23 protein-coding genes and 1 rRNA gene are annotated in these 22,622 nt (G+C 58.3%); 18 read left to right on the forward strand and 6 right to left on the reverse strand.

Translation table 11 applies throughout. The annotated features are described in order from the left end of the window. The first annotated feature begins 6 nt into the window (after positions 1–6). The 14 genes from MHX53_RS03480 to MHX53_RS03545 all read left to right on the forward strand — a co-directional run bounded on the left by MHX53_RS03480 (position 7) and on the right by MHX53_RS03545 (position 13,227). On the forward strand, positions 7–3,033 hold the full coding sequence (locus MHX53_RS03480) for a Na+/H+ antiporter subunit A (protein WP_239271289.1): 3,027 nt from the start codon (positions 7–9) through the stop codon (positions 3,031–3,033). After that, positions 3,030–3,530, forward strand: a complete 501-nt coding sequence (locus MHX53_RS03485) for a Na(+)/H(+) antiporter subunit C (protein ID WP_204515140.1) — start codon at positions 3,030–3,032, stop codon at positions 3,528–3,530. Before MHX53_RS03480 ends, MHX53_RS03485 begins: the two co-directional genes overlap by 4 nt. Next, positions 3,527–5,104, forward strand: coding sequence for a Na+/H+ antiporter subunit D (locus tag MHX53_RS03490; RefSeq protein WP_204515139.1), 1,578 nt, complete (start codon positions 3,527–3,529; stop codon positions 5,102–5,104). Before MHX53_RS03485 ends, MHX53_RS03490 begins: the two co-directional genes overlap by 4 nt. Then, positions 5,104–5,703 carry a Na+/H+ antiporter subunit E gene (locus MHX53_RS03495; protein ID WP_204515138.1) on the forward strand — a complete coding sequence of 200 codons (600 nt, stop codon included), beginning with the start codon at positions 5,104–5,106 and terminating at the stop codon, positions 5,701–5,703. Before MHX53_RS03490 ends, MHX53_RS03495 begins: the two co-directional genes overlap by 1 nt. Next, complete coding sequence (locus MHX53_RS03500; RefSeq protein ID WP_204515137.1) at positions 5,700–6,101, forward strand: monovalent cation/H+ antiporter complex subunit F; 402 nt, start codon at positions 5,700–5,702, stop codon at positions 6,099–6,101. The genes MHX53_RS03495 and MHX53_RS03500 overlap by 4 nt, the downstream gene beginning before the upstream one ends. A gap of 11 nt (positions 6,102–6,112) precedes the next feature. Continuing rightward, the gene (gene mnhG / locus MHX53_RS03505) at positions 6,113–6,505 is read left to right on the forward strand and encodes a monovalent cation/H(+) antiporter subunit G (RefSeq protein WP_338028627.1); all 393 of its coding nucleotides are present in this window, start codon (positions 6,113–6,115) and stop codon (positions 6,503–6,505) included. Continuing rightward, positions 6,502–7,233, forward strand: a complete 732-nt coding sequence (locus tag MHX53_RS03510) for a response regulator transcription factor (RefSeq protein ID WP_102239508.1) — start codon at positions 6,502–6,504, stop codon at positions 7,231–7,233. Before mnhG ends, MHX53_RS03510 begins: the two co-directional genes overlap by 4 nt. An 8-nt stretch (positions 7,234–7,241) precedes the next feature. Then, a complete protein-coding gene (locus MHX53_RS03515) occupies positions 7,242–8,708 on the forward strand; it encodes a HAMP domain-containing sensor histidine kinase (protein WP_204515136.1) in 1,467 nt (488 codons plus the stop codon). Continuing rightward, entirely contained in the window at positions 8,705–9,382 is a 678-nt protein-coding gene (locus MHX53_RS03520; protein ID WP_239271290.1) for a hypothetical protein, read from the forward strand. The genes MHX53_RS03515 and MHX53_RS03520 overlap by 4 nt, the downstream gene beginning before the upstream one ends. 12 nt (positions 9,383–9,394) lie before the next feature. Then, on the forward strand, positions 9,395–9,784 hold the full coding sequence (locus tag MHX53_RS03525; protein ID WP_204515134.1) for an isochorismatase family protein: 390 nt from the start codon (positions 9,395–9,397) through the stop codon (positions 9,782–9,784). Between the two features lie 68 nt (positions 9,785–9,852). Continuing rightward, a complete protein-coding gene (locus MHX53_RS03530) occupies positions 9,853–10,422 on the forward strand; it encodes a hypothetical protein (protein WP_239271291.1) in 570 nt (189 codons plus the stop codon). Next, entirely contained in the window at positions 10,385–11,134 is a 750-nt protein-coding gene (locus MHX53_RS03535) for a copper chaperone PCu(A)C (protein ID WP_239271292.1), read from the forward strand. Before MHX53_RS03530 ends, MHX53_RS03535 begins: the two co-directional genes overlap by 38 nt. Next, positions 11,127–12,395, forward strand: a complete 1,269-nt coding sequence (locus MHX53_RS03540; RefSeq protein ID WP_239271293.1) for a Dyp-type peroxidase — start codon at positions 11,127–11,129, stop codon at positions 12,393–12,395. Before MHX53_RS03535 ends, MHX53_RS03540 begins: the two co-directional genes overlap by 8 nt. Positions 12,396–12,420: 25 nt before the next feature. Beyond that, the gene (locus MHX53_RS03545) at positions 12,421–13,227 is read left to right on the forward strand and encodes a type I 3-dehydroquinate dehydratase (RefSeq protein ID WP_239271294.1); all 807 of its coding nucleotides are present in this window, start codon (positions 12,421–12,423) and stop codon (positions 13,225–13,227) included. Here the strand turns inward: MHX53_RS03545 and MHX53_RS03550 are convergent. The 3 genes from MHX53_RS03550 to MHX53_RS03560 form a co-directional block, all read right to left on the reverse strand. Continuing rightward, positions 13,224–13,520 (reverse strand): DUF4235 domain-containing protein, encoded by a 297-nt coding sequence (locus MHX53_RS03550; protein ID WP_102239516.1) that lies wholly within the window; start codon positions 13,518–13,520, stop codon positions 13,224–13,226. The two genes, MHX53_RS03545 and MHX53_RS03550, sit on opposite strands and share 4 nt — an antisense overlap. Positions 13,521–13,571: 51 nt before the next feature. Continuing rightward, positions 13,572–14,471: an aminotransferase class IV gene (locus MHX53_RS03555; protein ID WP_239271295.1), complete on the reverse strand. Its 900-nt coding sequence runs from the start codon at positions 14,469–14,471 to the stop codon at positions 13,572–13,574. A gap of 247 nt (positions 14,472–14,718) precedes the next feature. Then, on the reverse strand, positions 14,719–15,792 hold the full coding sequence (locus tag MHX53_RS03560) for a VIT1/CCC1 transporter family protein (protein ID WP_239271296.1): 1,074 nt from the start codon (positions 15,790–15,792) through the stop codon (positions 14,719–14,721). 125 nt (positions 15,793–15,917) lie between these two features. Between MHX53_RS03560 and MHX53_RS03565 the strand changes: the two genes are divergently transcribed. Both MHX53_RS03565 and MHX53_RS03570 read left to right on the forward strand, forming a co-directional pair. Next, a complete protein-coding gene (locus MHX53_RS03565) occupies positions 15,918–16,370 on the forward strand; it encodes a DUF3817 domain-containing protein (protein ID WP_204515127.1) in 453 nt (150 codons plus the stop codon). Positions 16,371–16,431: 61 nt separating this feature from the next. Beyond that, complete coding sequence (locus tag MHX53_RS03570; RefSeq protein WP_239271297.1) at positions 16,432–16,926, forward strand: hypothetical protein; 495 nt, start codon at positions 16,432–16,434, stop codon at positions 16,924–16,926. A gap of 64 nt (positions 16,927–16,990) precedes the next feature. On the opposite strand, the gene menC is transcribed toward MHX53_RS03570, so the two are convergent. Continuing rightward, complete coding sequence (menC, locus tag MHX53_RS03575; RefSeq protein WP_239271298.1) at positions 16,991–18,115, reverse strand: o-succinylbenzoate synthase; 1,125 nt, start codon at positions 18,113–18,115, stop codon at positions 16,991–16,993. Positions 18,116–18,184: 69 nt separating this feature from the next. Then, positions 18,185–19,318, reverse strand: a complete 1,134-nt coding sequence (locus MHX53_RS03580) for a M20 family metallopeptidase (RefSeq protein ID WP_239271299.1) — start codon at positions 19,316–19,318, stop codon at positions 18,185–18,187. Between the two features lie 106 nt (positions 19,319–19,424). Here MHX53_RS03580 and MHX53_RS03585 point away from each other — a divergent pair, with 106 nt between their 5' ends. Further along, positions 19,425–20,942, forward strand: coding sequence for a glutamate--cysteine ligase (locus tag MHX53_RS03585; RefSeq protein WP_239271300.1), 1,518 nt, complete (start codon positions 19,425–19,427; stop codon positions 20,940–20,942). A 37-nt stretch (positions 20,943–20,979) separates the two neighbouring features. Here MHX53_RS03585 and MHX53_RS03590 read toward each other — a convergent pair whose 3' ends face one another. Next, positions 20,980–22,023 (reverse strand): LLM class flavin-dependent oxidoreductase, encoded by a 1,044-nt coding sequence (locus tag MHX53_RS03590; protein WP_239271301.1) that lies wholly within the window; start codon positions 22,021–22,023, stop codon positions 20,980–20,982. Positions 22,024–22,533: 510 nt separating this feature from the next. Here MHX53_RS03590 and MHX53_RS03595 point away from each other — a divergent pair. Continuing rightward, positions 22,534–22,622: ribosomal RNA gene (locus MHX53_RS03595) — 16S ribosomal RNA — on the forward strand; the annotation flags it as partial.

Below are 22,622 nucleotides of genomic sequence, written 5' to 3' on the forward strand. Positions count from 1 at the left end.
TGACACGTGGGCGCAATCCTTTCGACCTTCTTTGTCGCCGCGTGCTTCGCTCCTCTCCTGTTTCGATTTCTGGGCCGTAACGCGTTCCTGCTTCTGGCGGCGGTGCCACTTACTGGCCTCATGTTTTCGATCATCCAAGCGCCGGCCGTTTTGGCAGGTCGGCCACCGTGGGAGCTCTACGACTGGCTCCCCGTTTTGGACATGAGCATCATCTTCCGCATGGACACGCTGTCTTGGATCCTGAGCCTCATGGTGACCGGTGTGGGGACGTTGGTGTTTGTGTATTGCGCCCGCTATTTCAGCGAGCGCGATCCGGGGTTGGGTGAGTTCGCCGCTAATCTGACCGCGTTTGCCGGCATGATGTACGGGCTCGTGCTCGCCGATGAGCTTCTTGTCTTGTTCATGTTCTGGGAAGGCACCACGGTGTTTTCCTATCTCCTCATCGGGTTTTCATCGACCCGTCAGCAAAGTCGTCGTGCCGCACTTCAGGCTCTCGTCGTCACCACGTTCGGTGGGCTCATCATGTTGCTGGGAATGCTGATGCTCAGCCATGAGTACGGTACGGGTCGCATTTCAGACATCACGACGCGCGGTTATCTCGAGGGCAACGTGGTCGTCGCTATTGCCATGTACCTGATCCTCATTGGCGCGATTTCGAAGTCTGCGCTTGTTCCCTTCCACTTCTGGCTTCCAGGTGCCATGGCAGCGCCCACCCCGGTCAGTGCGTACCTTCACGCCGCTGCCATGGTGAAAGCCGGAATCTTCCTCATTTTGCGGTTCTCTCCCAGCTTCTACACCATGCCAGGGTGGGTGCCTGTGCTCGTCACAGTAGGTGTTGGAACCATGCTGATTGGGGCGTGGCAGGCGCTTCGAGAGTTCGACCTCAAACTCGTATTGGCATACGGGACCGTGTCCCAACTGGGATTCCTCACAGCGGTGTCTGCGTTTGGTACCCGAGGTGTGACGATTGCGGCTCTTGCGATGCTCGTGTCACACGCGCTTTTTAAGTCCACACTGTTCCTCACGGTGGGAATTATCGACCACGCAGTAGGTACGCGTGACTTGAGGAAACTGTCTGGGTACGGCAAGCGTGACCCGTGGCTTGCGGGCGTGGGAATCGTGGCAGCAGCCTCGATGGCTGGTGTCCCGCCCCTGTACGGTTTCGTAGCAAAAGAAGCAGTTATCGAAACCATTTTGGCTACACAGTCGAAAGCCGGATACATCGCGCTCGCCGGTATCCTCCTAGGCTCAGTCATGACCGTGGGCTATGCGTGGCGTTTTGTCTACGGAGCCTTTGCCACCAAGGAAAACATCGAACCCGTATCCGGGCACTCGACCAGTAAACTCCTCATGGTTTCACCCGTTTTCCTCGCAGTCGCGCTTACTGTTTTGGGTCCCTTGAGCTTTGTTCTCAACGGTCCGTTTGCAGCGTACACACACGATTTTTCCGGCCACAGCTATCACTTGGCTCTGTGGCACGGTTTCACACCAGCACTCGCGTTGTCTGGTGCCATTTTTGCGGTAGGTGCAGTGCTCATTTATGCGGGACCGTACGTTTCACAGTTCCAAAGCCACATGCCCACCATCATCGACTTTCCGCGGGCGTATAGCAGGATTATCCAGGGACTTGTGTCGACGGCCGCCTATGTCACCTCACGTACCCAACGTGGTTCAATGCCGTTCTACCAATCAGTGATTTACGCGGTAGCGATCGCTGGAATGGGCATCACGCTTCTTGCAAACAATTCGTGGGGTGTGGTGCCTGAATTTGCGCAGTCGTGGGGGCAGGTTGCAGTCGCGGCCATTATTGTTCCAGCAGCGCTTGCTGCGACCATCGCCAGGAAGCGGTTCCAAGCCGTTTTGATTGTTGGGGTCACGGGGTACGGGATGGTCGCATTCTTTGCTATGCAGGGTGCGCCGGATCTCGCTTTGACACAAGCACTGGTCGAAACCATCACGATTGTGGTGTTCATTCTGGTCTTGCGGCGCCTGCCAGTAAACATGGCCGGTGACCCTGCGAAGAACTTCTCCCCGCCAGTGCGTGCGATCATCGGTGCCTCATTCGGGATTCTCATGATGGTGGGCGTGGTCGTAGCGATGGGCAACCGCATTCACACACCGGTGTCCGATGTGTGGGGTGAACTCGCATATAACGTGGGTCACGGAAAGAACATCGTCAACGTCGCGCTGGTCGATATTCGCGCTTGGGACACCATGGGCGAACTATCCGTAGTCGTCGTTGCTGCTACGGGAATTGCGAGCCTCATTTTTGTTCAATCGCGTGAACGAAAACTTCAGCGTGTCGACTTCCCAACCGATATCCCATCAGGCTTTCGTCGGTTTACCGTCCCGGTCGCAGAGGACATCCTGCCAAAGAACTCAGACGACACAGCCGACGACAAACCAAGCAATAGCGACCAAGAATCCAAACGCAACGCCTGGCTCATGGCCGGTCGAACGCTAGCCCCGCGTAACCGGTCCATCATGTTGGAAGTTCTTGTGCGCCTGATCTTCCACGCCATGCTGGTAATCAGCGTGTACCTGCTGTTTGCAGGACACAACGCGCCAGGCGGAGGTTTTGCTGCCGGACTGGTGGCTGGCCTGGCGTTCACCGTGCGGTACTTGGCAGGTGGGCGATATGAGTTGGCTGAAGCGGCAGTCTTCGACGCCGGCCGGCTACTGGGTACGGGCCTCGCAATAGTCATGCTCACGGCTCTGGGAGGACTTTTCTGGGGTGAGGCGGTCCTGCAATCGGAATACTGGTCAGCCACTCTGCCGGTTCTAGGAGAACTGTCGTTGGGCACGTCGACTCTGTTCGACATCGGCGTGTACTTTGTGGTCATGGGTCTCATGCTCGACATCCTGCGTTCCTTGGGCGCTGAAGTCGATCGCCACCAAGAAGCAGATGAGCAGCGCTTGGCCGAGGTTCTTGCCGAAGGCGACGAACAGGCAGACAGGCGCAAGCTCTCTGCGATTATGGGCCGAATCGACAGTTTGCGTGACCGGATCGATCGACGAGGTGATGGTCTGTGAGCACCTCATTGATTCTCCTCATCACCATGGGAGTCCTCATGGCGTGCGGTGTGTACCTCATGCTGGACCGTTCACTCACGCGCGTTCTCATTGGGTTTCTTCTCTTGGGGAACGGAGTGAACGTCCTCATCATGCTGACGGCAGGACCACCGGGAAACCCGCCAATTACCGACGGTGTTGACTTATCTACCGTCGGTATGAGTGACCCACTTCCACACGCGCTTATCCTCACCGCGATCGTCATCACGTTCGGAATATCAGCGTTCATGCTCGCGCTCATCTACCGGTCATGGCGTCTGGTGCGTGCCGAAACCATCGACGACGACATCGAAGACTTGGCAACGGCTCAAGAACAGAGTCTCCGCCTTGCTGAAGAAGCACAGACCAGCGAGAACCAGGACGACACCGAATTCGGTGACGAAGCCGACCACCCGGTTCCTGGTGCGGTTGATTTGGACGATGACGGAACACCGGAAGAAAGAGGTGAGAGCACATGACAGCTTTAGTGCCTCTTCCAGTTGTTCTGCCACTCTTAGGAGCCGGACTCTCACTTCTTCTGCTGGGCAAGACACGAGTCCAAAACATCGTGACGGTTCTTACGATCGTCATCACCTTGTGCTTCGAAATCAATATGATGTTCCACGTCGACGCGCACGGTACTCAGGTGGTCGCCGTGGGCGGATGGGGAATTCCCTTTGGAATATCCCTCGTCGTAGACCGTTTGAGCGCCATCATGGTGGTGGTGTCCTCGATCGTGACACTGTGCGTTTTGGTGTACGCCATCAGCCAGGAAATGGCAGACACCAACCGAGAATCGCCCGTGAGTGTGTTTAACCCGGCGTATCTCATTCTGTGTGCGGGTGTATCCAACGCGTTCATGGCAGGGGACTTGTTCAACTTCTACGTTGGCTTTGAAATGCTTCTGTCCGCGTCCTATGTTCTACTCACGCTTGGAGCAACCCCCGGTCGTATTCGAGCCGGAGCCACGTACATTGTGGTGTCACTGTTGAGTTCAATCGTGTTCCTGGCTGCGATCGGTTTGATCTACGGTGCCACCGGAACAGTCAACATGGCGCAGTTGTCACAGCGCATTGCGGAACTCCCGCCGGACGTTCAACTGTTCCTTCACGTCACGCTGCTCATTGGGTTTGGGATCAAAGCCGCGGTGTTCCCGCTGTCCTTTTGGCTCCCCGACTCGTATCCCACAGCACCGGCACCTGTTACCGCCGTTTTCGCCGGACTGCTTACAAAGGTGGGGATCTACGCGATCATCCGAACAGAAACCCTTCTGTTCCACGAGTCATCGATGAAGGTGCCACTCCTTGTCGTCTCAGCGTTGACCTTGATCGTGGGAATTCTGGGTGCCATTGCGCAAACCGAAATGAAGCGCATGCTGTCGTTTACCCTCATTTCCCACATCGGGTACCTGCTCTTTGGGGTTGCGATGGGAACGGTCGAATCACTTTCGGCCACCGTCTACTACACGGTTCACCACATCATTGTGCAAACAGCCCTGTTCCTTGCCGTGGGCTTGGTCGAACAGCGCGTATCAACGACGTCTACCCGCAAACTGGGTGGGCTCGCACGGTTGGCTCCATTTATCTCACTTCTCTTCTTTATCCCAGCGCTCAACCTGGGTGGAATCCCGCCGTTCTCAGGGTTCCTGGGCAAGATCGGGCTCTTCACTCCCGCGATCTCCGGTGGAAACTGGTTGGAAATCGTGGTGGTGATCGTCGGTACCCTGACGTCACTTCTCACGCTGTACGTGGTGACTCGAACCTGGAGTCTGGCGTTCTGGAACGACCCTGCCGAGGTCGAATCTCCAACCCCCGAACTGGTTACCGAATTCCAACAGGTCACCTCAGCCATCCAGAAGAACGAGAAACGACCTCGGGGTCCGCGCCTTCCCACCATGATGGTGGGAGCCACGGCCACCATAGTCGTCGTTTCCTGCCTGCTCACCGTGGTGGCCGGGCCGCTGTGGGACTTCTCGCAGCGAGCCGGGGACAATATGCGTGACGCCGGGAACTACGTATCGACCTCACTCACGTCCCACGTAGAGGAGCGGTAGTGAGCAAAGTACGAGAAATCGTCAGGCAGCTTCTTCTTGTCGTGCTTCTGGTAGCACTGTGGATCTTCTTGTGGGATTCGTTCACCTTCACGCACGTGGTCACGGGTCTGCTTGTGGCCATCCTGACTACGCGACTGTTTTACCTGCCACCGGTCGAACTTCCCGCACGATTTAACGTTTTCCACTTTGTCTACTTGCTGGGCTGGTTCATTGTGTCCATGGTCCATGGATCCCTTCAGGTCGCGTGGGTGGCGGTGCGACCTAAGCCGGTAAACCCGGGCAGTGTTATCGCAGTGGAACTGCACACCCGTTCAGATCTACTCACAACACTTGTCGGACAGATCTCCGGGCTCATCCCGGGCACCTTTGTCACGGAAATTGATCGCGCTCACTCAGTTCTGTACCTGCATGTGCTCAACTGCAACACCCCTGAAACGATCGAAGCAAACATTCAACAGACCCGAAAAATTGAAGTCCTACTCATCAAAGCAATGGGCTCGCCTCACGACATCGAAGTGATGAACGACTACTTGGTGAGCGAAGGCAAAGAACCAATCCTTAAGAGCTGGTCGCTGGCAAACCGCAGGAGGCGTTCATGATTGATCCGGAAGTAGCCAAATTTTTTGGGCCCGTGATAGGCATCCTCTTCTCTGTTGCGGCCATCACTGCAGTCATCAAAATCATTCGTGGCCCAGCCATTCTGGATCGTGTGGTGGGAACAGACGTTCTGCTGGCCACCATCATGTGCGGGCTGGGCGGATATATCGCGTTCACTGGCAGGCACGACCTCTTGGTGGTGTTGCTGGTGTTCTCGCTCTTTGGATTCGTTGGATCCGTTTCAGTGTCACGCTATGTGAGTCGTACACCCACCTCGGAACTCACCGACTTCGCCGGAGGGACGGCGCACGACGCCCTTGATGCTGACGAATTCGACCACAGCGAATCGCCCCATCACGCATCTGCTCGTGGAGCCGACGGAAAGCAGGTGCGCTTGTGATACTGGACATCGTGTCAGCTGTTTTGCTGGTGCTCAGCGCGTTGTTGAGCATTGTTGCGGCCATGGGACTCTTGCGTTTTCCCGACTTCCTGTCGCGTTTGCATGCCGGTTCCAAGCCACAGATTTTGGGGCTCGTGTTGGCAATGATTGCAATTGCCATCCAAGCGCCCGTGTTTGGGGTTGTCACCACTTTATTTCTTATTGTTCTATTTCAGATGGCGACAACACCTGTTGGTACTCATATGGTAGGAAGAGCAGGGTACAGGACAAAGCACTTGCGGCGTTCCATGCTGTACCAAGACCAATTAGCGGAAGCTGTTGCGAAAGCAGATGCTCGTGACATTGCTCAGCGGTCGCCTAAGTCACGCGATCGTGCAGCAGAGAAATCAGAGGGAGAGCGATGAGCGAACAAGATACTCGACCACTCGTGTTGGTGGCCGACGACGAACCCGACGTTCTGGGGGCTGTCGTTCCCTTCTTGAGCCGTTCTGGTTTCCGTGTGATCAGTGCCAGCGATGGAAAACTCGCGCTTGACGAGATTCGTCGGCACAACCCAGACGCCTGTGTTTTGGACGTCTTGATGCCCGGCGCTGACGGTCGTGAAGTCTTACGTACACTGCGCCGCGAAGAAAACTGGGTGCCTGTGGTTCTTCTGACCCAGGTGGGCGAAGCGGTTGAACGCGCAATGGCGTTGGAAGAAGGCGCGGACGACTACATCAACAAGCCGTTTGACCCGCATGAACTCGTGGCTCGTGTGCGTGCTGTTCTCCGTCGTACCCGGGCAGGTGAACCACCGCTTGCCACGGCAAGCATCCTGACGTCAACGTTTGGGCTCAAGATTGACCGGGTGAGTAGGCGTGCATGGTTGCGTGACCGCGAACTGGTCATCACGCCAAAGGGTTTCACGCTTCTGGAATACCTCATGGTTCACAAGGACGAACTTATTGAGCGGTCACGCCTCTTGGAAGTTCTGTGGGGCTTCGACGACGCCGTGGGTACACGCGCAGTGGATTCGCGTGTCGCAGAACTCCGCCGTGTCCTGGGCGAAGATGCCACCGAGCCTCGTTGGATCGCTACAGTTCAGGGTCGTGGGTACAAGTTTGTCGCTGACGTCACCGGATCGCACGAGTAGGACTAAGCATGGGACAGTTCCTTGTTTTTGAAATCCAGATTTGGCTCTTTCTGCTCCTTCTGTTTTTGGGGCTGATAGCACTTGCCGCGGTCGTCTTCTTCGCGTGGCGCTGGTGGAAGAAGCGGGAAGAAAACATTCGTGCTCAGGCGCACGAAGCTGCCGAGGCCGAGGCCCTTGCCAACCGCAACCGGATGCTCATCCGCTTGGACCACGAACTGAAGAACCCGCTGACAGCCCTGCGCACCTCGGCAGCAACCGTGCGGTCCCTTGTCCAGGACGAGCCTATAGACCGCGACGCCACCCTGGACTCCGTGAAACAGCTTGACGTGTCGTCCAGGCGGGTCGCTCGTCTGCTTGCTGATCTGCGCAAACTCGCTGATGTCGAGTCGCGCCACATCGACTTCCAGCGCATCGACATGGACCGTCTGGTGCATCAGGCGGTGGAAGACGCGCGGACCGCCCCAGGTGCGGAAGACCGCATGATTGTGGTGACAGTTGCGCGTGCGCCGTGGAAGCTTCCCGAGGTGGCAGGTGAGGAAGATCTGCTGCTGTCGGCAATTCTGAATTTGCTTGCGAACGCTATCAAGTACTCGTCTGACACCGATGTCGTTGAGTTGCGTGCAAATGAACAGGTGATCGATAACCACCGCTGGGTCGTCATTGAAGTTGCCGACACCGGGGCTGGAATCCCTGTGGACGAGCAGGCGAACGTGTGGGAAGAACTGTCGCGTGGAAAGCACGTGCGGTCCGTGCCTGGTTCCGGTATGGGCTTGGCGCTTGTGCGGTCGATCATTCAGCGTCACGGCGGGTCGGTTGAACTGTACAGCCAGGAAGGCGTGGGGACTTCAGTTCGCGTTATCCTTCCGGTCTTGGCACCCGATCAGTCCACGCACGGCGTGGCACAGGCAGTTGCAGGGCAACGCAACGCGCGTGCTGCGAAGAAGGCCGGTGAGGTTCTGGGTACTCCGCGCCGTACGTCGAAGCGTCGTCTGCAGATGATCGACGGGCAGCTCACCGATACCAATACGGGTGAGACGTTTGGAACCCCTGACGATCCGCACCCGGTCATTCCTGATTCGCAGGCCCCCGGTGCACCTGGAGGGCCCGGTCCTCAAGGTGCCCCGGGTGGACACGGCGGTCCAGGCGTCCAAGGTCATCCCGGAAGCCACGTCGCCCACCCAGGTGCGCAACCCGGCCCTCATGCCGGTGGCCAGCCTGGCCCACAAGCCGGCGGGCAACCAGGAGAGCAGCCAGGTGCGCAACCCGGCCAACACCTCGGCGGGCCTGAGCAACACGGTTACCACGGGCAACAGGAGTGGACGCAGCCCAGCCAGCAGGACTATGGGCAGCATCCTCGCGGGCCACAGGGACCAGCGCACGTTGAGCGTGAGTACAGCAACCGGACCGACCCGCACTTTGCGCCACCAATGCCTTCGAACCCGCCCCAGCCACGGTCGAATGAGGAGCAGCAGTGACTAAACGAATCGTGAGGTCTGCCTTAGCGCTTACATGCGCGGCCCTTCTAGCTGGCTGTGGAAGCCTCGGCATACGTGTCGCAGAGAACGACGGCGGCCCTGTCAAAGTGGGCGTTTCCGCGCAGAAGGGCCCTGCTTCGAACTCAGAACCAACCGAAGAACCAGTTCCGGACGGGTTCGAAAAAGTAACCTATGAGGGTGACTGCCCGTTCGATGTCTCAATGGTGATGCCCGATGACTACAAATCGACTGGCGGAGTGACAGGCTTGGCGGTCTACACCGACGATTTCACCAAATTGGACGAGAAGATCGTTGTTAACTGTAAGAAGTCCTTTGGCCGATCGCTGAACGAGGCCCGCGACAGTCACATGGACTATCTGGTAAATAAACCGGAGTCAGACGTACTTTTGCAGAACAGGTACGATGTCGACGGTGCGGCTGCTGGTGTATTCCAAGTGAAACTGGCTAAAGGTGAAATCTACGCCACGTCCTCAGACGTGCAGATGGTGGGCACGATCTACGTGGGTTATGCCGACGGCGCGCTATGGGAATTGAAGGTCGAGGGGACCAGCATTTGGGGCGACCAGGCGCGAACCAAGAAACACCAAACCGTCATTGACCACATTTCCGTCGATGGGCACAAGCTCAAGACTCTCGACTGGAAAGATATGTGACATGCTGTGAGCATGGACGCTCTCATGCTCATCAATGTCACTGATTCCACGTCTCCACTTCTCAACAAGGCGGTTGTCGCCGGAGGTGTGGTCGTCGAAGCCTTCACAGGCGACCTCGAGCCACAAAGCGTGACTGACGAGGACTTCGACACTCTGGTGGTACACAGCAAGGTCCCCGATGTTTTCGACGGCGTTGATGACCTTGCTCCTGGCCTGGAGTCGATGGGCGTCGACCGTGTGATTTTTGTTGGCGATGTTGCTGATGAGGCGATAGACCAGACTGCAACTGCGGCGATTGTGCTTGGTTTTGAAGCCGTCATCGTGGCAGAAACCAGCGAACACGTAAAGCAGGCCGTTGAGTCGGGTGCGCAAATCAGCACTGACGTGTGGCTACGCATGTAACAGTGTGGTGCCGGTGACAGTGAGCCCGGTGCCCTACGTTTAGTGCGACATCAAGTAGAATTCGCTGTGTGAACCAGACCCGAATTGTGCGCGCAACGGTCGCAGCGATGACTGCGACGATCGTTGCGTGGGCGTTTCACGCTTCGGGTGGAGGAGCCTCCAGCGTCCTGTCCGTAGCCGTGACGTTTGTGGTGACTCTGTGGTTGAGTGTCCTGCTTGCCGGGCGCGCATGGGGGACCGTCGCCCTCACGTTCATCGTGGGTGTCGCGCAGTTCGCGATGCACTGGCTCATGAGTTTCATTCCTGCGCATGCCGCTGGAACCGGCGCAATTATTGAGAGCAGTCACCTCTTCCACGATCACATCCTGAGCAACGCAAGCCACCACGCGGGTGGCGGTAATGCCATGCTGTTCGCACACATTTTCGCAACAGTCGTGACAGTTGCGATTTTCCGTTGGGGTGAAAAGCTCCTTGCCACTGTAGCCGCCGAGGTGGCAGGTACCGCGCTCTCGTGTGTTATGTGGGTACGTCCCGCAGTGGGAGTAGCGTACACGGCGGTTGTCAGTGTAGTGGCGGTGTTGCGTTCGCAGGCCAGCTCATATGAGCTCCAGCCTCGCGCTCCACCTGTCTCCGTTTAACCCTCACATTCCTGACGCGGATCAGTTCATCCGCACTCTCATGCGTGGATCACGAATCCGCGCAACCTCAACATACGGAGACATCATGTACCTTAAAAAACTTGCCCTCATTCCTGTTGCCGTCGTTGCCGGATCGGCCCTTGCGTTGGCTGGATGCGGTTCGTCGAAGCCGGAAGATCAGGCGTCAACGAGCGCTCACGAAGACGCGAACTCTTCGCCAGTTGAAACAAAAGACATGTGGATCAAAGCCGCCAAAGACGGCATGACCGCCGCTTTCGGAACGGTGACAAACACCTCGGGCGAAGATCTGACTCTCACCGGCGGAAAGTCTGACCATGCGGACGTCGTGGAAATGCACGAAACCGTGTCGGACGGTGCCGGTGGAATGGAGATGAAGCACAAGGAGGACGGCTTCACCATCAAACCGGGGGAATCAAAGACGTTTGAACCCGGCGGGGATCACATCATGCTCATGAAGATGACCAAGGCGATCGAGCCTGGTGAGAAGGTCACGATTACAGTGACGTCCACGCAAGGCGACATCCCGCTCGAGTTCACGGCGAAGGAATTCGCGGGGGCTAAAGAGAACTACGCTCCTGGCGATCACAGTGAACATGGCGGGCACGGTGACCACGCTGGGCACGACCACGGTGACCAAGGGGATCACGCTGGGCACGACCACGGCGAAGGTGGCGACGAGCACAATGGCTAATCAGCCCACACCTAACCGTCGCACCCTCATGGGTGCGACGGTTGTGGGGGCCGTGGGCGTTGCCGGGGCGGTGGGATTCGGAACTGGACGCGCAACCGCACCGGCAGAACCCCAGCGCCCCCGCCCGGATACCCGCGGTTTAAACGGTGAAGAGACCGTCCCGTTCTACGGTGAACATCAAGCGGGAGTGGAAACACCTCCGCAAGCACACGGCATGTTTATTGCGCTCACACTTCGCGAAAACGTGGACCGTGACGGTGTGCGTCGCTTGCTGACCTTACTGTCGGATGATGCGGCGGCCCTCACGCAGGGGAAACCGCCACTGGGAGATACCGAACCGGAACTGACAGAACGGCCGGCGCGCTTGACCGTCACGTTCGGGTTCGGGAAGCGTTTAGTGGAGCGCGTGCGTTCTGCACCCGACTGGCTAAAACCCCTACCGCGATTCGACTTTGACCGGTTCCAACCAGGTCGCACGGACGGGGACTTGTTGCTGCAAGTGTGCAGTGACGACCCAGCCACTGTGGCCCACGCAGTGCGCATGCTCATGAAGGACGCCCGCGCCTTTACCGATGTGGCGTGGACGCGCGAAGGTTTCCGTCGTGCGTATGGCTCGGACCCACAGGGAACCACGGTGCGCAACCCGTTTGGGCAGGTCGACGGAACCGCGAACCCCGGTCCCGGCTCAGAAGACTTCGCCCGTCTTGTGTGGGGCACAACTACTGGGGCAACCCCGGCGGTGTTTTCCGCCCGCGGGGAACCACCTCGGGACCTTGCAGACCATTACCCCGCATGGCTAGAAGGCGGAACCACGCTGGTGATCCGCGACATCGAAATGAACATGTCTACGTGGGACCAGGCTGACCGTCCAGCCCGCGAGTTCGCCGTTGGCCGAGACATGGCGCGCGGCGCACCGCTGACGGGTACGGACGAACACGACATCCCTGACTTGGACGCGAAGAACGAGCTGGGCCTGTCGGTGATTTCGCCCGTGAGCCACGTGGCGCGGTCACGGAACACACAAGACCCGGCAGAGCAGATCTACCGGCGCGTCTATTCCTACCAGGAAGGATTGGGTGCGACCGGGCTGATTTTTGCGTCATACCAGGCAAACATCGACCGCCAGTTCCTGCCCATCCAGCAACGGTTGGCGCAAGCGGACCTGCTCAACGAGTGGACCACGCCTGTGGGCTCTACCGTGTGGTTGATTCCGCCCGGTGCCAGCGAGGGCGGATTTGTGGGGCAGACCCTGTTTGCGTAGTTGCGTCGCCACGTAGGCTATGGGTATGAAACCGCTCCCGTTCTGTTCGCGCACGCCCGCAATCATTTCGTCAGTTACGTGCATGAGTGTGGAGGACGTTCACGCCGTGGATGGAAAGTGGTTCACTCCCGGCACCACCAGTCCTGACGTTCTGGAGTGGCGGGTTGATCCTCTGGTGAGCGCGCTGACGGCAGGTGGGGGTGACCTCGGTGGGAAAATCGCCGAGGTGGCCACAGCCCTGCGTGCCCGCACCCAACTTCCGCTGATTCTCACCGTGCGGTCGGAAGCGGAAGGTGGGCAGTGTCCGGAAGGGGCGTACACCTCGGCGGTGGAGGCACTCATACAGTGCGCGGGTGAGGGTAACGACTCACGCGGGGGCAACTCCGGAGCAGCGGACGTCCAGATAGCGCTAGACGTGGAGGTGGCGCGACCCGATTCGCGCGCTTTGATCGAGAAGGCACGCGCACAAGGCATACATGTGATCGCGTCATTTCACGACTTCTGTGCCACGCCACCGGACCTGTTTGAGCGCATGCACGCCATGGAGCAGGCCGGTGCGAGCGTAGCGAAAATCGCGGTTACACCCACCAACATGGACGATGTGCTCAGCGTTTTGCGCGTGGCTCACCGGGCGCAGGCAGAGCTGGCCATCCCCGTAATAGCGATTTCCATGGGGCGGATGGGCGCCGTCACGCGCCTCATGGGTGCCGAATTTGGGTCCTGCGCAACGTTTGCAACAGGACCGCAAGGGGCTTCGGCTCCTGGGCAGTACTCAGTTGCGCAGGTGCGACAACTAGCCCAGGTGCTGAAGCCGCAAGATTTGGAGGCTTAAGCCTCGTCTTCGTTCTTCTTGCGCAGCTTCTTTGGCAGTGCGCTTTCGCCAAAGTTGTTACGCACAGTCTGGACTGCGTAACGCTGAACGACCAGCTGAGCCACGGCAACGCCCACACCGGAAACGATGGTCCAGGCGAGTGCTTCAGCCAGGGTCGAGTCGTCGTCGGTGTCCTGGTTAGGAGTTGGGCGGTCCATGGTCTTTTCCCACACGACCGTGAGCGCTTTACGTGCAGCCAGAGCTGCCAGCGCGCCTCCACCAACACCAAGCAACTGATACGCAAGTTTTCCCATGAGAGACCTTCTTGAATCGATGTCTGTACAAACCCAGGCTATCGCGTTCTGTCAGCTGGACAGAACCCACTGCAGCATGTGTTCAGTGAGGTCGTGATCCACGGGGATGTGGGTGGCTGTGCCCGAGGTGTTGGTCAGGACCGTTGAGATGGGCCGGCATCCGCGGATTGAAGATACGAGCCACGCTGCCTGGGCCCTGCCGAGGTCGTCCATGCTGACGTTGCTGTATTGGGTGAGGAGGCCCTGTTTGCTCGCGTTTTCAAAAATGCACCGTTGAGTGGTGCCGTGCAGGATTCCGATTTTGGGGTCCGGGGTGATGAGCTGGTCGCCCATGCGCAGGATAAGTGTGGAATTGGGGCCTTCTAAGGCGTAGCCGTCGCTGGTGTGGAAGAGTGCGTCGTCAGCGCCGTTGTTGAGTGCGTACCGTTTTGCGGCCTGGTTGGTGGCGTACGACAGGGTTTTTGCGCCGTGGAGTAGCCATGGTGCGGTTCCTGCAATGTCCGAGGTGAAACCAGAGTTCAGTGCGACCACGGTGATTTCCGTGGGTTCGGGGCGCGGTACATGGGACGTGACTGTCCAACCGTGAGGAGTGTGGGTTGTGGTGTCGCTGTCGTGGCCACGGCTTAGGGTGTAGCGAATCGATGCGGTGTGGGCGTCTGGGTTGAGCTCCTTGAACTGCTTGGCTGTGGCGCGTAGGGCTTCTTCCCACAGTTTGGGGTCTGGAGTGGGGAGTTCGAGCATGCGGGCCGACTCAATGAAGCGTTCAAAATGTAGTGCTTGGTTGTGAATGAGCGTGTTGTCATCGCGATACGTCACCAGGACAGTTTCAAAGATGCCGTCACCGCGATGGGCGGCCAAATCGTCAAGAGAAAGCAACAATTGTGACGGATCGCTGAGGATGAAGGTGTTCGCTTCAACGTCGATGAGTGCAGCGGTGTTTTTCACGGTCATACGCCTCATTTAAGCAGGTGAAGGGCTGATAGACGAGTGGGTTTGCGGGTTGATGGCGTGAGGTGTGCCGGGTGAGGTTTGTCTTCGGGTGCGGTCTTTTTTGGGGCGTTGACGCGCGAGCTTGTGTGGTCGTTAGTGTCCAGATGGCGCAAAGCGAGCGATATGGCGCGTTATATTGCGTAGTTTTGTTCGCTTTGCGCCGTCACACTTTGCGCTTTTGTCCCGTTGCTGTGTTGTCCCTACTGTCTTATCCCGCTACGGTTCCAAAAAGCATGCCCAGAAGAATCGTCACCAGGGCTGCGCCATAGCCAATCGCAAGTTGGCGGAATGCCCGAGGTGTGGGTGCCTTCCCGGACAACACGCCTACCGCTCCACCTGTGAACATGAGCGCAATTCCCACCAGAACAGCGGATACGACCATCGCCGGGATCCCTTGCATGCCAAAGATATAGGGCAGGATGGGGATGATTGCTCCGGTTGCGAAAAACACGAACGAACTCATTGCTGCACCCATCGCAGTGCCCAAGTCCTCAGTGTCATTCGATGTCATGTTTTTCGGTAGAAACGTTGGGTTGCGGTGCGAGTTCGCTTTGCTGATCGCGGTTCGCGCTGCTAGGTCAGATTCCTCGGCGTCCATGCCTCGCGCGCGGAACACCAATGCCAGTTCATTCGCGTTAATGTCTAGACTGGTCAGACCGTCAGCAGCCCGTGGGTCAGGGTTTCCCGCTTCGATGAGTTCACGTTGTGAAGACACCGAAATATATTCCCCGGCCGCCATTGAAAGCGCGCCTGCCAGCAAGCCGGACACGCCCGTGAGCAGAACGATGTGCGGGCTCACGCCGGCGGCGCCCACACCCAGCACCAAGGCCACATTGGACACTAGCCCATCGTTAGCTCCAAAGATTGCCGCTCGAAAGTTTCCCGACATTCGGGCGCGCGACTTGGCTGCGAGAGCCCGAACGACCTCGGCGTGCACCCTCTCATCAGCAGTCATCTGAGGTGTGGCGCCGGATTCACTTTCATAGGGCGAGCGGGTTTCTGCCTGCTGAGCAAGGGCGAGCACGAAAATCGACCCAAACAGCCTCGCCATGAGGGCAAGGAGCTGAATGTCGAGTGACGGGCGCACCGTGTCATTCGCGTGTTCGCCCAGTCGGGAGATCCAGTGGTCTTGGTGACGCCGTTCGGCGTCGGCTAGCTCGAGGAGGATTTCACGTTCTTCACCCTGGCGCTTTTGGGCTAGGGAGCGGTATACGCGCTCTTCGACGCGTTCATTGGCTAGGTGTTTTTTCCATCGACGAATGTCTTGGGCTTGAGTGCTCACGGCATAACTGTATGAGCATTGGTTAATGATTTCAACATTTGCGCAATTGATTAAATGTGGTGGAGTTGCGGAGATCAACCGTTTGGCTGATCCGGTTGTCAGGCAGGTCCGTCATACTTATCTGCGTGACTCCGAAAAAACTGTTTTCTCTTTTCGCTTTTGCTGAAGCCGTAACGTGGACGCTGTTGATCGCCGGGATGATCCTGAAGTACACCGGCGTGACGGAAGTGGGCGTGCGAATCGGTGGAAGTATCCATGGTTTCGTGTTCCTGGCCTACTGCGTGGTGACGGTTCTGGTGGGAACCTCGCAGCGCTGGAAGCTGGGGCGGACCCTGCTTGGACTGGTGAGCGCGATTGTGCCGTACGCAACCATTCCGTTTGAAATCAACGTCAACAAGGCTGGCGTTCTAGATGGCGACTGGCAACTGCCCCACAACCGGCAGGCGCGCAACTGGTTTGAACGTCTGTGCGGTTGGGCAATCACCCACCCATTCCTGGCAGTTCTTGTTGGGTTCGTGGGTGTTGCCGTTCTGTTTACCGTTCTGCTCATTCTGGGGCCACCCATTCCGCAAAACTGATTCGCGTTAAACGGAGGAAAACTGCATCGCGAGTGCCGGGTGCATGTGGGAGCCTTGAGGCATGGACTCCAACGACATCATGTATGAACTCACGCACATCCGAGCAGAACTGCAGTCACTCCGTCGCGAAGTAGCCTCCCTGCGACGCCACTTGGGAGACGTGGATCAGGCAGATAGTGGCGAGAAGTCGGGCGGGGCAGGCAAGACGGGCGAGTCAGTCGCAGACCAGCGCGAACCTCAAACCCACTCAGATTGGTGTACGCCGTCGGCACACATGCAGGAACTCCTAGGTGATTTCCTGCGAGACTTCCCGTTTGCCCAAGGAGAAGACCCGCGCCCATCACGCAGAGCGGGTTTCTCCGCGGAACCCCAGGAACCACCTCGGCCGGAATCCCGCCCAAGTTCCTACCCGGGTGCGGCTGAGATCGCCAAGTTCATCAGTGACGCGCTTGCGGAACGTGACCGCCGAGGTCGCGGCGGGCAGGACTCCGACGACACCGGTCGCGCTGAGGATGGTCCGGAAGACGAACCGGACGACTCAGACGACGCAAAGTGAGCGAGACGGCGCCTTATAACGCGCCGTCTCGCTCACTTTGCGCCGTTTCGCCTCGCTTACACGGTTACTTCTGAGGCGTGATGTCGATTGTTTCGCGGGTGAACTTCGCAAGGGTTTCGCGGTTGACGGTGACGCCGAACCCTGGTCCGGTCGGAACGTCGACAACGCCGTCGTGCTGAACGATTTCTTCCGTGATGTCTTCGTGGAAGAAGCGCTTGGATCCAGAAATGTCACCGGGCAACGTGAACCCGGGCAGAGACGCCATTGCCGCGTTGGCAGCGCGCCCGATTCCCAGTTCCAGCATGCCACCGTGCCACACCGCGACACCGTGGGCCGATGCCAAGTCGTGGATCTTCTTCGCTTCGAGGTAACCACCAACGCGACCAGGCTTGATGTTGATGACATCGGCGGCACCCAGCGAGATCGCGTCGGCTGCGGCTTCGGCGGACACGATCGATTCGTCCAGGCACATGGGCGTGCTCATCTGCTTGGCAAGCAGTGCGTGCTGGCGGATGTCGGCCTCGCCCAGTGGCTGTTCGATGAGCAGAAGCCCAAAGTCGTCCAGTTTCTTCAGGTGAGCGGCGTCAACCAGGGTGTACGCGGCGTTGGCGTCGACCTGGAACAGGAAGTCGTCACCGAATTCCTTTCGCACAGCCGCAACGGGTTCGATGTCCTTGCCCGGCTTGATCTTGAGCTTGATGCGGGCGTAGCCCTCTTCCATGTACCCGCCAATGACCTTGAGGAGTTCGGGGATGGAGTCTTGCATTCCCACACTTACACCAGACGGAACCGTGTCCGTCACACCACCCAGGTAGTCCTTGAAGGACAGCCCCGCCACTTGCAGTTGCGCGTCCAGGACCGCCATTTCCATGGCTGACTTGGCCATCTGGTGGCCAACGATGTGGCGCAGGTGCCAGGCGACGCGCTCGGCGCGCAGGTCTTCCACATCAAACAAGATGGGGGCGATCCATCGGCGGGTCACGTCGATCCCGCCTTCCACGTACTCGGAGGAGTACAGCGGCGCCGACATCGCTACGGACTCGCCCCAACCGGTGACCTGGCCGGCATCGGTGTCGAACGTGGCCTCGATGAGGTAGCACTCTTTTTCGGTTTCGCGCATGAACGACGTTTCGAACGGGGTGACGAGCGGTACGGCTACGTTGTGCAGTCGGATGGATGACAGTTTCACGGTTCCTCCTGAGGTGTGGGTGCTTGAGTAGGTGGTTAAGTGGGTGAGAAGTTCTGGCGGTCGTGCCCGTTAGGCGAGCTGGTCTGCGATCAGGGTGGCCAGCAGAGCCGTCCGAGGTGCAATCTGGTCGACCAGCGCGTGTTCGTGTTCAGCGTGGGCGCCGTCTCCTACCGCGCCCAGGCCGTCCAGGGTGGGGACGCCGGCTCCGGCCGTGAAGTTTCCGTCCGAGCCTCCTCCCACGGCAACCGCAGTTGGTGTTTCGATTCCCAGTTTTTGGGCCAGCTCAACTGCCCGGTCGAACAGTCCTTGCGCCATGTTGCGTTCCATTGGGGGCCGGTTGATGCCACCTTCGAGTTCGATCCGCGCGCCTTCCATGGACGGCGTGAGCCCGCGCATGAGTGCGTCCACGCGTTCTTGTTCTTCTGCGGTCTTCGCGCGCACGTCCACGTTGACTTTCGCGTGTGCGGGCACGGTGTTGGTGGTGGTCCCGCCGGAAAATACGGTGGGTGTCACGGTGGTGCCGGCCTCGGGGTTGGCAAATCCTGCGATGACCTGCATTTGGTGGGCAAGTTCGAGTCCGGCGTTGATGCCCTTTTCTGGTTCGAGTCCAGCGTGGGCTGCCTTTCCGCGGACGTTCACCGTGTAGATTGACGAGCCTTTGCGTTCCACCTTGAGTGCGCCGTGTTGGGAGGCTTCCAAGACGAACGCTGCGGACGCGCCTTTCGCTTCGTTGACAATGAAGTCCGCCGAGGTGGTCGACCCCACTTCTTCATCTCCCGTGACCAGGATGGTGAGTCCGTCTAGGTCAGTGCCATTGTCCTGTAGCAGTGCAGTTGCGTGGACGCTCATGACGGCGCCGGTGATCATGTCGAAAACGCCGGGGCCGCGCAGAACACCGTCCTTGTTGCTGAAGGGTAGGCGGTCCAAAGTGCCGTGGGGCCACACGGTGTCTTGGTGGTTGACCAGAATGACTTTGCGGTCTCCGTCGCCGAATCGCAAGCGCACGTGGGTCACACCGTCGATGTCGACGAGGTCTGGTTCGACGCCCAGTCGTTCATGCATGAGTGTGGCGAAGTCTTCTGCCCCGCGTTTGACGGCTTCTTTGTCCGAGGACGGGGTTTCGATGTTGATGACTCGTTCGATGTCGGCGAGCATCTGGGGGAGTCGGTCGTGTGACTGTTGCAAAATGTTTTCAAAATTCATGTTCGGTTTCCTCCCTTGTCAAACGTCGCTCTCTTCATAGTAGTCTCGCTGTTTTCTTTAATGTTGTGGGTCCCACATTCGTGACAAGTTATGCAAGGCTATGAGTATGGGTGACGCAATTTCCGCGCAGAGCTACACGCCCCGCCAGCGGACTGACTATCGCAAACAGCTTGGCCACGACCTCGAAACTTTTGACGCGTACTTGCAGGACGCGGATTTCTTGGCACGGGGAACGATCGGCTTGGAACTCGAACTCAACTTGGTGGATGAGAACCAGCAGCCTGCTCCCGTGAACCAGCAGGTGTTGGACGTCATCGACAACCCTGACTTTCAGACCGAGATCGGTTCGTTCAACTTCGAGCTTAACCACCCTGTGTTGTCGGTTGCTGGTGCAGGGTTGAAGAACTTGGAGAATGGCTTAGATGCCCGACTCATGGCGGCGCGTGCTGGGGCGAAGAAGTGTGGCGCGCGCGTTGCATCGATCGGCACGTTGCCCACGCTGACCCAGGAGTTCTTGGACGCTCCGGAGTGGATCACGGATGAAAACCGATACCGGGCGCTGTCCAATATGGTGGTGCAGTCGCGCGGGGAACTCGTACACATTGACTTAAGCAACCGCGAATCGTTTTCGGCAGAGTTCAATGACGTGGCGCCGGAAGCGGCGTGTACTTCGATGCAGTTGCACTTGCAGGTAGCGCCCAACCGATTCGCCGACGCATGGAACGCGTCGCAGGCGATCGCGGGTGTGCAAGTAGCTTTGAGTGCTAACTCCCCACTTTTCATGGGACGCAAGCTGTGGCACGAATCCAGGGTCCCAGTGTTTGAGCAGTCCATCGACACGCGAACCCCGGAACTCGTCGCCCAGGGTGTACGACCTCGGGTGTGGTTTGGGGAACGCTGGATCACGTCGATCTTTGACCTTTTCGAAGAAAACGTCCGGTACTTCCCGCCGTTGCTGCCGGAGTCGCGGGAAGAGTCAGGCTCACCCATCATGAAGGGCAAAGCACCTGCTTTGCACTACTTGAATCTGCACAACGGAACTGTGTGGCGGTGGAACCGGCCAATCTATGCGCCCAGCGATTCAGGAGACGGAACTGCTCACGTGCGGGTGGAAAACCGTCTGCTCCCAGCAGGGCCCACCGCAACCGACATGGTTGCCGACGCCGCGTTCTATTACGGCATGGTCAATTACCTAAGTGAGCAGAACCGGCCGGTGTGGTCGCGACTGTCGTTCAACGAAGCTCGCTCCAACTTCTATGAGGGGTGTCGCAACGGTATGTTCGCGCGCATCACATGGCCCACGTTGGGCAAGATCGACGTGGCGAAGTTGGTGCGCAACCACCTGCTTGAGCGGGCACAGAAGGGTCTTCAAGACCTCAAAGTCGACCAGGACCTCATCGACTACTACTTGGGTATCATCGAGCAACGTGCCGCCACACGCCAAAACGGTGCGGTGTGGCAGATGCGCACGTTGTCAGCGATGAACCCTAGCGTGTCGAAACCCGACACCGAGACTCGCCGTGACGCGCTGGCCCGCCTGGTGGATCTGTACATTGAAAATCAGGAGTCAGGCAAGCCGGTACACACGTGGCCCATTATTGATCCGGAGTATCGCTCCAACTGAGCGTCGCTAGGGGCCGTAGGCAGTGAGCTCGCTCCAGTTAACTGTTGATGCCCCATGCGTCGGCCAGGATCTCAAGGGAGCGCATGGTCGAGTCGGTGTCCGGGGACTGGAGCGAGATCATGAGTTCATCTGCGCGCGCCGTTTGAGTGAAGTCTTTAAGGTACGAACGCACCTGGTCACCGGTACCAATCGCCCAGTACTTGAGCATGGCAATAATCTGCTTACCCTGTGGTGACTCGACCAGCATGTCGATTTCTTCGTCGGAGAGTCGGCGCCCAACCTGCCGCCCCAAGAACGCCTTGACACGACCTCGGCGGACGTACTCAGCGTGCTCTTCAGCGACCTCGGTGGTGTCTGCAGCCGTCACATTGACGGCGGCGATGACGTACGGTTCCGGGAAGCGCTCCGAGGGCTGGTAGTTGCCGCGGTAATGGGCCACGGCCTCTTCGAGTGCCTGCGGCGCAAAGTGCGAGGCGAAGCTGTACGGCAGCCCCATTTGCGCGGCCAGGTTGGCACCAAACAGCGATGACCCCAGGATGACAAGTGGCACGTGCGTGCCTTGTCCAGGGACGGCACTGATGCCGTGAATGCGCGATTCGTCGCTCAGATAGCCGGCGAGTTCGGCGACGTCTGAGGGGAAGTGGTCGGCTGCACTGGCGTCGCGGCGGAGGGCCAGCAGGGTGCGTTGGTCGGTGCCGGGGGCACGTCCAAGGCCGAGGTCGATCCGGTTTGGGTACAACTCCGCCAAAGTGCCGAACTGTTCCGCAACTACGAGTGGTGAATGGTTGGGGAGCATGACGCCGCCGGCGCCCAGGCGGATGCGCGATGTGTGTGCGCCCACGTGCGAAATAAGAACCGCGGGGGCCGCCGAGGCGATCGTGGACATGTTGTGGTGTTCGGCGTACCAGATGCGTGAGTAACCGAGTTCTTCGGCGCGTTGAGCAAGAGTGACGGAACGCGCGTACGCCTCTGCGGGACGTTCGCCGGAAAAAATGGTGGCAAAGTCGATCAGGGACAAAGGTGTTGCGTCAGGGTTTGGCTGGTAACTACTGTCTGCGGTGGTTTCACTCATACTGCTCATGGTGTCACTAATAGCGATGCGTGGGGCGTGTTTATTCCGCCAGATGAATAGAGATGGGGATCACACTAATTCGAGTTGCGTTGGGCCTTGGGTGTGTGTAGATTAGTTACCACTGCTCAGGCGGGAAAACACCGAAGCGAGCGGGCCCCAAGACAAAATTCGATCAGAATTAAGCGTGGCCCCGCTTCCACTGGAACCGAACGCCAATCAAGCAGATTCCATTTCGATAGATTCGATGAATCGACGAATTTAGCTGTGTGCATTTACTCGCTTTCAGCTGATTTGCGAAATGAGATCTAAATGGTTTAGAGTAGTGACTCGGCCGCCGCGGCTGGAGCACCAAAACTACTGGTGAGAAGGTTGCTGTGCGTCTGTTCTTTTTCAACTCAATAGCGTGTTTGTTTGTTTTTGTGATGCCAGTTTTTTATTTTTTCTGGTTCTCAGATTGATTTGGCTTGATTATTTTTCTTGTCTTTTCTTTTTGGGTGCTGGGGTTTTTCTTTCTTGTTTTTTGTGGAGAGTTTGATCCTGGCTCAGGACGAACGCTGGCGGCGTGCTTAACACATGCAAGTCGAACGATGAAGCTCTAGCTTGCTGGG

Source organism: Brevibacterium sp. ACRRH (assembly GCF_022346365.1).
GTDB lineage: Bacteria > Actinomycetota > Actinomycetes > Actinomycetales > Brevibacteriaceae > Brevibacterium > Brevibacterium paucivorans.